The organism is Paenibacillus sp. LHD-38 (genome assembly GCF_031157315.1).
Taxonomy (GTDB): domain Bacteria; phylum Bacillota; class Bacilli; order Paenibacillales; family Paenibacillaceae; genus Pristimantibacillus.
This window is the reverse complement of the sequence record NZ_JAVIFU010000014.1, coordinates 37804-48879: the sequence shown is the minus strand read 5'-3', so window position 1 is coordinate 48879 and position 11076 is coordinate 37804. Positions and strand designations below refer to the sequence as shown.

Annotated in this window: 8 protein-coding genes; 1 reads left to right on the top strand and 7 read right to left on the bottom strand. The window is 45.6% G+C overall.

From position 1 onward, the window contains the following. Positions 1–65: 65 nt before the first annotated feature. From RCO25_RS14045 to RCO25_RS14035, 3 genes are all read right to left on the bottom strand, one after another. Positions 66–2513 (bottom strand): glycoside hydrolase family 2 TIM barrel-domain containing protein, encoded by a 2448-nt coding sequence (locus RCO25_RS14045; protein ID WP_308996775.1) that lies wholly within the window; start codon positions 2511–2513, stop codon positions 66–68. A gap of 363 nt (positions 2514–2876) precedes the next feature. Further along, complete coding sequence (locus RCO25_RS14040; protein WP_308996774.1) at positions 2877–4484, bottom strand: hypothetical protein; 1608 nt, start codon at positions 4482–4484, stop codon at positions 2877–2879. Between the two features lie 281 nt (positions 4485–4765). Continuing rightward, positions 4766–5293 carry a TetR/AcrR family transcriptional regulator gene (locus RCO25_RS14035; protein ID WP_308996773.1) on the bottom strand — a complete coding sequence of 176 codons (528 nt, stop codon included), beginning with the start codon at positions 5291–5293 and terminating at the stop codon, positions 4766–4768. A 158-nt stretch (positions 5294–5451) separates the two neighbouring features. Here RCO25_RS14035 and RCO25_RS14030 point away from each other — a divergent pair, with 158 nt between their 5' ends. Then, entirely contained in the window at positions 5452–6363 is a 912-nt protein-coding gene (locus tag RCO25_RS14030) for an alpha/beta hydrolase (protein ID WP_308996772.1), read from the top strand. Positions 6364–6499: 136 nt separating this feature from the next. Here the strand turns inward: RCO25_RS14030 and RCO25_RS14025 are convergent, their stop codons facing one another. From RCO25_RS14025 to RCO25_RS14010, 4 genes are all read right to left on the bottom strand, one after another. Beyond that, positions 6500–7270, bottom strand: coding sequence for a response regulator transcription factor (locus tag RCO25_RS14025; protein ID WP_308996771.1), 771 nt, complete (start codon positions 7268–7270; stop codon positions 6500–6502). A 28-nt stretch (positions 7271–7298) separates the two neighbouring features. Then, a complete protein-coding gene (locus RCO25_RS14020) occupies positions 7299–9101 on the bottom strand; it encodes a cache domain-containing sensor histidine kinase (protein WP_308996770.1) in 1803 nt (600 codons plus the stop codon). Positions 9102–9196: 95 nt separating this feature from the next. After that, entirely contained in the window at positions 9197–10066 is an 870-nt protein-coding gene (locus RCO25_RS14015) for a carbohydrate ABC transporter permease (protein ID WP_308996769.1), read from the bottom strand. Position 10067: 1 nt separating this feature from the next. Further along, positions 10068–10988, bottom strand: a complete 921-nt coding sequence (locus RCO25_RS14010; RefSeq protein WP_308996768.1) for an ABC transporter permease — start codon at positions 10986–10988, stop codon at positions 10068–10070. Positions 10989–11076: the final 88 nt, after the last annotated feature.

The window sequence follows — 11076 nt, the reverse complement described above, 5'->3', positions numbered from 1 at the left end:
ATCATATCGGTTGGCGGCCGTCTCGGCTGATTAATAAAGACCCATGTATGGTTCAGGGCCAAAAATTATACGCGGTTTACAGGGATCTCAACAGAGAGGGTATCAAGTCCGTCCATGCTGACCGTCAGTACCGCTGTCCCTGCTTCGTAACCCGCACGGACGATCGCAAGCAAGGTGCCCTTATAGGACGTAAACTCGCCTTTCGTATAATTCTCGGTCGTCTGCGGTCTGCCATTTCCGAACGCGGCAAGCGTAGCCGCACCCTCCACACCTGCATTCGCCTTGAATTCGGCTGTCGGAACGAGGTTACCTTCTGCATCAACAATCTCCACGGTCGCATAAACTAGCGACTGCCCGTCTGCCGCAAGCTCCTTCTTATCAGGGCTAATTCGGATGCCGGCAGGCTTGCCGGCAGTCTTCAGAAGATCAGACGAAACTTTCTCGCCGCCGATATAACTTACGGCTTCCAACGTTCCAGGCTCGAAAGCAAGATCGAACTGAGCCGTATACCGATTGTCTCTGCCGGCCGGCTTTCTTCCAAGACTCTTCCCGTTCAGAATCAGTTCCACTTCCTCAGCAGACGAGTAGATGTCAACCTTCGTCGGTTTTCCTTCGTAGCCAACCCAGCTCCACGCGTTCTCGCAATCCGGCCATCCCCACCTGCCTAGCAGCTCAATCTTGCCGTGGTTAGCCGGGTTATGCGAAGCGATAAAGGTTTCGCTCGAGCCCCAAACGATTCTGCGATAAGCGAGCTGCGGCCGCTCGAAGCCGCAAAGGTCGAAGTCGGCATCGTAGGCAGTTCGCCACGGATAAGGGGACATATGAACCCGCATTGCGGCTTGTGCAACCTCATCCGGATTCACATACAATTGTTTACCTATCCCAGCTTCGCCAAGGTAGTCGTGGCTCGTCCAATTGAAATCGCCGATGACGTGGGAGAAGCGCTCAACGTCATGCCAGTAAATATCCATCTCCATTGGTTTGCTTTCGGTACTGCAGATGACACGATTCGGAAATCTCGTGACAGCATCTTCGAAATGATAATTCAAATAGTTATATCCAACGACATCCAGCGGAGCGCAAAAGGCTTCAGTATATTCAGGCCACACGCTTCTGCCGAATTCCGAATCCAAGTTTTGCAAGCCGTCGCCTTTCATCGTTTGTTGTCTTAGCCCTTCGAAAAATTTAGCCTGATCTTCATCATCAAGTCCGTTAAAGAAGGAGCATAGGGAATTAATAATCGGACGCGTAGGGTCAAGCTCTCGCACATAGGCAGCCAGCTTCGTTGCCCATATAGCGCCGTCCGACATGCCCCCCCGCTCTGGAACCTCGTTGCCGGTTGACCACATAATGACGCTAGGATGATTACGGTCGCGCAGAATGAAGGCTTCCATATCCGTCTTCCAGTCGGTTTCAAAGTACTGGCTGTAATCATGCGTATTCTTCTCCATGACCCAGACATCGAACGCCTCGTTTATGACAAGCAGTCCGAGTCGATCGCATGCCTCCAGCATATCCCTTGCCATTGGATTGTGCGCGAAGCGAATCGCATTATAACCGTTATCCTTATGGACCTTCATCTTGCGGAACTCGCTGTCATAGAACGACGCTGCGCCTAGAATGCCGTTATCATGATGGACGCAGCCGCCCTTTAGTTTAAGGGGGCGCCCATTCAACATGAAACCGTTCTTGACGTCGACGGAAATCGTTCGGATTCCGAACAGCGTGTTGTCTTGGTCAAGCACTGACTCGCGATCGGATAATTGAGCGTTTATTCGATATAAATTCGGCGAATCAATATCCCACAGTTCGGGATTCTCTACCGCGACCTTGACGCGGCCGATGCCCTTCTCCCCTGCGGGGATAACCACTTTGATTCTGCCGCAGCCCACTTCAGGACCGCCGTTCTCTTTCTCGATCTTAAGATCCACCCATACGTTTGCGCTTTCGGCCGTATGGTTCTCGACGGTCGTCTCTACAGTAACAAACGCGGTGCCGCTTACAATATGTGAAGTATGGGCATAAATACCCCAAGGCGCAATATGGATCTTTGGAGCGCACAGAAGATCCACATGGCGGTAAAGACCTGCTCCGGTATACCATCTTGCGTTCGGCTGCGCTCCATTGTTGACGGTAACCGCTAGACGATTCGGTTTCCCCGGCTTCATATAGTGCGTAAGATCCGCGTGGAACGGCGAGTAACCGTAATGCTGTTTCGTTACGGTATGTCCGTTCAAGGTGACGGTTGTATTCATGTAAGATCCGTCGAATTCCACAAGAACCCGCTTGCCGTCATAATCTTCGGGAATGTCAAGCATCTTGGTGTACGTGCCGACGCCGCCTCCGTAATAGCCCGTTAACGAACCACCAGGTGCCTCCGGAGTAGTTTCAGTCTCGATGATGAAGTCATGCGGCAAGTTAACAGTTTTAGATTGATTGGTTCCGAATCCTGGAATCGAGGACGGTTTCCCGTTTACGAACTCCCAATAACGGTTGAGGTTTTCTCTAATCATGAAAAACTTCCTTTCATTCCTTAATACCTCCAATAATAAAGATAAATTCGTTAGGGCACTAACACTCTCACGACATTTTGAATGCCGTTTTGACGACTTCCTTCTTCTACAACGAAAAAGGTGTGAGTCCGATACGAAGTCCGGACCCACACCTTCATTCTGGAGTGGAATGATTTTTTATGGCGCGTAATTACATTCTTATCAGTGTTTGAGTATCCTCACATCGAGTTCAAGATCGACAGCATTCCACGTACATATCATAGTAATATTGCTCTTTAAGCTGTTCGCTAATACCATTCCATCCGTTAGCTACTACCTTTGAAACAATGCCTGAAGCTTGTGAAAACCATGCCAATATAGGATTTATTCGGATAAATCGGAAATATGAAGGGTGACCCCGTTATAGGTGGCATGCCCGTAACTTTTGGGGTTTCCGTCCACATCTGCCTCGAACAGCAGCTTCGTTGGGGAAGGTCCGAACACTGGCGAGAACGTTGCCCTCAGCTTCATCTCCCCTTGTGTTGAACCATTTAATCGAAGGTCCGCTTCATATCGGTTTTCAAGGTTAAAATCATAATACGCTTTCTCGTATCCGTTATAGAAGTGAACGCCGTCATCACTAAAATTCACATATTCCGCCTCTGTTTTCCCGGAAGTTCCATCAGAACTCCTGGAAAAGGACATGTACCCTGTGCTCCTGCCCGCGATTTTCCCCTCTATGTCCGGATTGACGGATTGCAATGCGGATAAATCTTTAATCCCGTACGGAATATCGTCCGGCGTTTCCACAACGGGGACGGACGCTTGCGGCTCATAATCCAACAGCTCTGCTTTCTGAAGCCGCATTTGCGAACCGCCGCTGCCTCTAGCCATCTCCGGCCACATAACATGCTTTCCGTTTGGATGCCACGACATCGGGGAACAATACACCCAATCTTCGTCCGTAGTCAGCTGTATGCCTTGATAGCCTGTTTCGTTCATGGAACGCTGAATATCGATCATGACCGGACCGATATTCCCTCTCCTGAACTGGCGTACACCGCTCACGGCATACATATACAAAGACCACGCCATGCCCATAAGGGTTTGGAGGGCGTATGGCCGAGGAAGGAGTCCGAAGATCGCCGGGTCCGTGGCTTTGGAAAACCGGGTACTCATCACAATGCCCAATCGTTCATCGGGCGAGAAGATGGTGGTTTCATCGTAACCGGGAGTATGTGTAATTTGCGTAATCTCTTCGGTAGACAAATCCTGCACGATGGAATCAGGCGTACCGTTCCTCTTGCCACCGACCACCGAGACGGCGCTGCCTCCCCTGACAAACTGTTTCACCTCTCCTCCACGGACCGGTTTCGGAATTAGATAGCCTGGACGATTTGGATCGGGATCGAAATTCGATAGGGAACTAATCAACTGCACGTTCGTTATCATATAGGCGTCCGCTTCACGCTCCAGAACGCCGATTGCCGCGCCTCCTCCCATATCGGCACGGAGCAACGTCCAGCTTACATGCTTGTTATCTGGCGCAATAATGATCTCGGACCAATGGTGGGTTGTTTTGGGGTCTGCCTCGATGTACGACGGGTATACGATCGGAACTAGCTTTGCACTTATACAAGTATCGATATCGGGGATGCATTCCAGCACATAATCTCCTAATAGCACGCGCGTATTGTCCTGAAAAGGCAGAAATCGAATACCATTCGCCTTCGGTTTCGCAGTTATTTCCCCTGAGAAGATCACCTTAAAATCCGTTCCATCGTCGTTCATCGAAGCGAGGTTAAAAAAATCTTTGCGATGGAGATCCTTATCCGTCGTATACGTTACCAAGACTTTTCCTGAATAGGTGTAAGTACCGCTTTGAAGTTTAATCTCATCCGGCATTGGGACCGAACTTACAGCAATCCTTCCAATGCCGTGATGATACGTTTCGGTATGGGAATCACCCGATAACGAGTTCTCCTTCGACATGTTGTAACCTCCCTATGAAATGTTTTTAGTCGACTAAATATGTGACTATACTAATCGTATTTCGAAAGACATGGACTCGCTAACAGTATAACGACTATTTCAGTGACGCTTTCACGACTTTCCGGAAAAAAATATGACTCTCAGGCTCTCCGACTGGTAACTTCACCCGCTTCGATTCGAGTGCCCGATTGAGCTTGCCTCTCTTCTCTTTTTATCTAGCTGTTCCCAGTTTGCATACACGTCTCACACTGCCCAAGTAGTTAATTTTCGCAATCCAAACATTATTCACCGGATGGGGAACTTAATTGAAGAATATAATGGCTCAGTATCGTGGCAATTTCTTCAGGTAACTGCTTATAATCCTCTAAGCTCCATTGAAAAATGATGGCAGAAACTCCACCGGAAAGAAAACACTTTAAACTGTTTTCTTTCAGTGAAGTTGCGGAGAACTCCACAAAGATCCGTTGTAACATTGGAATCAACGTTTTATTACATGCCATATATATTTTCATCAGCTGTTTGTTTTCATAATAAATCCGGCAAATATCCAACATAATCGTATAGGTATCGCTTTTTGAAGGAACTCCATTCTGCTTTCTGATAAACCGTAAGGCTTGTTCACTAACTTCCTCTACATATTCATTCAAGATATCAATCGGAAGTGCAAAATATTTATAAAACGTGGTTCGGTTGATATTAGCCTCGCGGCATATTTGCGAAACGGTAATCTCTTGAATATCTATTGTTTCGATCAAAGTGAAAAGCGCTTGCCGAAGCGCCTGTTTGGTATGGAATATTTTTTTGTGCATGCTTTTCGTTGGTTCCTTTCTACGCAACATTTTTTTGTTGATTCTGTTTATTTACTTAGACCGCTAGACGATGGCTCATTGACATTCGATGAACGATATTTTAAATTATTGTAATCTCGAAGTCAACAAGTGTTTATTTAAATTGGAGGAGGATTTATATGCCGCGTGCAACTAGTAATGAAATGATGCAGCTTAGACAAAGAATGCAACAAATGATGCAGATGCAAGGAATGACAAAGTCCGTCGAGAAAATTGATTACGCCTTACTGCGTGAAACGATGAACGCAGCATCGGAGAGAATGCCCTCAGAACCAGGGGTTACCTTTACTTCCGAAGATTTGAACGGGGTAGAAGTTGAGCTGTCTACGCCTAACCAAATGTCGGGTGACGACATCATCATTTATTTACATGGCGGCGGTTTTACATGCGGAAATGCACGCGCCTCGAGAGGTTTCGCATCACAATTGGCTGGGGAAACAGGGCTTCGCGTTTACTCGGTATCTTATCGACTTGCCCCAGAGCATCCTTACCCTGCAGCTCCCGACGATTGTTTCACCGTATATATTGCAATTTTGTCCAAGTACCCAGGAATCAAGATCTCACTTATAGGTGACAGTGCCGGAGCCAACCTTTCACTCGTAACAACTTTAAGAGCAATGGATGCAGGAATACCTCTTCCTACATCCATTACTTTATACAGCCCTCCTGCAGATGTAACAGGTAAAATCGATAGAACGAGATTTAGTGCCACAGACTTTATTATTGGCGCTGAACTAGAATCGGAGATCAGGGCCTTATACTTCCCTAATAACAACCCTGACCATCCGTACATTTCTCCCCTCTATGGTAACTTCGAGGGCTTCCCTCCGCTGAAAATCGTAACGGACAGTACCGAGGTCCTTGCCGATGATGCGGATCTCTTAGCAGAAAAAGCTCAAATGGCGGGCGTTCAAGTGGATTACCAGAAATGGGACGGTACATTCCATGCCTTCGCTACCACAGGAAGAGGTACGCCGGAAAGCTTACAGGTACTTCAAGAAACGGCACAGTTTATTAAAAAACATTTTTAGTTACGAAAAGCTGTCCCGAAAGCCGATTCATTTGCTTTCGGGACAGCTCGTTTTAAAAACATTTAATATTCAAACTAGGGATATTGTAGAATATTACCATATCGAAAAACAAACCTGCTCCACAGAGCAGGTTTTCTTATTTTCTCATTTTTTTGTACTCGCTCGGCTTGCACCCTACCGCTTTTTCGAAAAGCTTCGAGAAATGCGTCGTATCTGTATAACCTACCATTTGGCATATTTCATAGATTCTCAGTTCGCTCTTCTCCAGTAACTCCTTGGATCGCTCGATTCTGACTTGCGTTAAATATTCCAAATAAGTCTGACCCGTTTTCTCTTTGAACAGCTGGCTTAGGTAATGCATGTTGATAAAGAAACGATTCGATAAATCCGCTAAACTAATGTTTTTTTCGAAATTTGCGATGATATACTGTTTGATTTCGACAATCACATTCTTCTTCAAAAAGGAATCGTCTTCTTCCACGCTAATATCTAGACTAGCTTCTTTTCCATGAGTGTTTTCTTTTTCCCTTTCTTTATCGATCTCCCGAATGATGCTTCTCACGCAATGCTGCAATTCCTCTTCTTCAATAGGCTTATTTAAATAAAATCTGACACCTAAGTGCATACCTTTCCTAGCGTACTCGAATTCCGAATAACCACTTAGGATTATGAATTTGGTATCTACGCCTTCGTTAACAAGTGTCTGAACCATTTCTAATCCGTCTTTCCTTAACATGCGGATATCCGTTATCACTATATCTGGACGTAGATCTCGAACCATATTAACACCATCGATCCCGTCATATGCGCATCCGATGACTTGGCATTCCGGTAAATATCGGGGGATGATCACTTTCAAGCCGTCTGTGATCCCTTTCTCGTCATCAACCAGCATCACTGTGTACACAGACCCATCCTCCTTGTTCACTAACCATCTATTGGAGCGGAATCAACAGTTCAACGTAGGTACCCGTTCCTTCCGATCCGATTTTTATATAGTAGCGTTCGCCATATTGCATCTTGATTCGCTCCGCAATATTGCGCAGGCCGATGCCTTGAATCGTATCCAAATCCACAATAGCATTCGCTCCCGCATCGACGTCTTGTTGTAAAATGGCATTGATTTTGCGCATCTTCTCGTCAGATAACACCTTTCCGTTATCCACGATCCGAATCAGCACATCGTTCGGCGGGATGCGAGACTCCTCGATTTTTATAATCAAAGATTTAGAATAATCTTGAAAACCATGCTTTATGCAATTTTCCACGATTGGCTGAAACGAAATTGGAATGATCTGCGTGTCCAGCACCTGATCGCTCAGATTCACTTCCAAGGTGAAACGGTTATCGTATCGAATGTTTTGTAGGTATAAATAATTGGCCGCATATTCCACCTCGTTGCGTACCCGATTATGTTCGACTTGCATGCCTAGCGAATGCTTGAACATCCTCGCCAACCTCTTAATCATTTCTGCAATATCATCCTGGCTCTTCACAACGGCCTTCATTCGTATAGACTCCAGAGTATTGTAAAGCATGTGGGGATTAATCTGAGCTTGAAGTGCTAGGAATTGCGCTTGTTTTCGCTTAATCCCTGCAATATAAACATCTTCGATTAACTCTTTGTTTTTCTGTATCATATTGTTGTAACTCTTTATCAACCCACTGATTTCATCATTTGCCGACGGGACCGGACTCAAAACGGAATATTGTCCTAGCTCTACTTGCTTCATGCTTCTACGCAATTCCAGTATTGGTCTGGTAATGCGATAGCTGAAAAGAGTAGAAATAATAATAATAAATAACAAAGATACAATGATGGCCCATATTGTAACATGTTCAATGCTTTTGATTCGAGCCAGAAGTTTGTCCAATGGAATTTCCGCGCTAATTAGGAATCCTCCGCCGCCCGCTTCATGTGATAGCACGATTGTATCGCTATTGCTCCCAGCACTCTCTGAACGGTAGGCAGCGCCAATGACTTGTTTCCATGGAATTTTCCCCGTCGCAGCATCAGAATGATAGATCAGTTGATGATGATTGCCCGTAATCATCAGACGAATGTCGTACCGATTTCCGATCGACAAAAAATCTTTGCTCAATTGTATAAGATTGGATGGATCCATATCAAATAAAATCATTCCTGCATAGGAGCCGTCGTAATCCCATAATACCCGTCCGACTGTAAATGCGGCACCGCCTTTGTCATGGTTGTAATAGGATTTGTCGTGTACTGCTGTTACAAACATGGAATGCTCTGATTCTCTAATGCTTCCGTACCAATGTTGTTCTTGTAAAACCGATGTGTTTACCGTGTCCGCTGCTTTGGTGAAATGGTGAATGTCGCCTCGCACATCAACGAGCATAATCGATTCAATTTCCGGATATACCTCTGACAATCGCCCGAAGAATCTTTGAAGAACTTTTTTGTTCTCAATGGTTTGATCCATAGAGAAAGGCGTTTCGCTGCCCAATATTTTCATAATATCTCTTTCAAGCAATACTGATCGGGTTGATTTGTCGTGCTGATCCAAAAACAGATCCAGGTTTGTCGTGGCTTGCGAAATATATAGAGATGCAAACTCCTGTGAAGCCTCCTCCACGCTCTTCGAGGATATCTGGTAAACCGTAATGCTAATGACAATAATCGGAACAATAGAAGCCACGAAATAACTGATCATCAGTTTATTCCGCAGCTTCCATGCTCCGATTCGTTTCCGTATAGACCTATGTGCCATGTAGGATCCCCTGTCTCCGCATAGTATTAGCTACTCTCCATGGAACCTATCGCTTTCCATTAAATTGTACACGATGCAGGCGGCAGGTGCGAATATTAGCCTTTTACGGAACCAAGCATTGCGCCTTTCACAAAGTACTTTTGCAGGAACGGGTAGACGATGATAATTGGAACGATGGAAAACGCGATTGTAACGGACCGCAAAGTCCTTGCATTATAATTAATTTGGGAGATATCGCCAATGATCGGTAATTCATTGTCGCTCGTAATGAACTGCCTGATCTTGAGTTGAAGCGGGAACCAATCGGGATCATTAATGAAGAGCAATGGATGTTGGAATTGATTCCAAATTACAACCGCATAGAACAGCCCTAGTGTTGCAAGCACAGCCTTGGACAACGGAAGGACAAGACTGAACAACGTTCTGAAGTATCCTGCGCCTTCCACGACGGCTGCTTCCTCTAATTCTGCAGGAAATTGTTGAAAGAACGTTCTCATGATAACAAGGTTGAATGCTGTTAGGATATGCGGTATAAACAGTACCAATGGATTGTTATAAAGCCCGATCTCTTTCACGGTAAGAAAGTAAGGAATAAGCGGTGCCTTAAAAACCATCGTAATGACTGCCGCAATCATCACTAACCTTCCAAGCTTAAATGCTTTCTTCGTCAAAGGGTATGCGGTCAAAGCTGTAATGAGCAAGCTCAACACCGTACCGATAACCGTCGAAACTAACGTAATCGTGAAAGATCTCCACAGATCCAGTCTGTCCAGCACATACTTCCACGAATCCAAAGTGAAACCTTGCGGCCAGAAAGACACCGCATTCAATTCAACCGGCAATCTTGAGCTGAACGATACGGAAAGCACCGAAATGAGCGGTACGAGGGCGATTACTGCAACGATGCAAAGTAAAATGATTATAAGGGTCTGCAGCACTCTTTCTCCAAAGGACAAAGATATCATCTTACCATAACCCCCCGCCCGAAACTTTTTTTGATAACCGATTGAATAATAGGACCAATACAAAACCGATAACGGCTTGAAAAAGACCAACAGCCGTAGCAAAGCTATAGCGCGCTTCCTGAATACCAGTCCTGAATACATATGTGTCGATGATATCGCCTACGGAATAAGTCATTGGAGTCAACAAGTTGTAGACATGGTCGAATCCAAGTTCCATAAAATTCCCCAGATCGAGTAGGAAGAGCACTAGAATGGTCGGAATTAGCAGAGGCAGCGTGATATGAATCATTTGTTTTAATCGTGATGCCCCGTCGATGACGGCCGCCTCATATACTTCTGCATCAATGGCGCTGATCGCGGCGAGGTAGACGATCGTCCCCCAGCCCGCATCCCGCCAAATGCCAGTTAAAACATAAATCCAGCGAAAGGACTCTTCTTGCTGCATAAGTAAGATAGGCTCCATGCCTAACCAGTCTCGAATTGCGTTGAACATCCCGCTGAGCGAGAATACATCGAATGCAATGCCCGCGATGATAACCCATGATAGAAAATGCGGAATGTAGAGCGCTGTTTGTATGCTTTTTTTCAGCACAGCCAATCTAACTTCATTGAGAAACAAAGCGATCACGATCGGCACGGGGAAGACGATAGCGATTTTTAGAAATCCTAGAATCAACGTATTCGTGAATATTCGGTAAAAGTCAGGGGAATTAAACAGAATCTCAAAATGCCTGAAGCCGACCCAAGTACTTTCGAGCATTCCTTTAAACACGGAATACTCCTGAAATGCAATGATCGATCCACCCATGGGTATAAATTTGAAAATGATAAAAAAGGCAATGCCCGGTATCGCCATGACATACAATGGCCAGTGACGTCGAACATTGTGAACCAGTCCTTTCGAAGAAGATGCTGTGTTCATTGGTAGTCCCTCCACTCCTTCTCTTTATAATGAAAGGGCAACCCTAAAAATAGATTGCCCTCCATTCTTCAAAAATATTGCGGCTTAA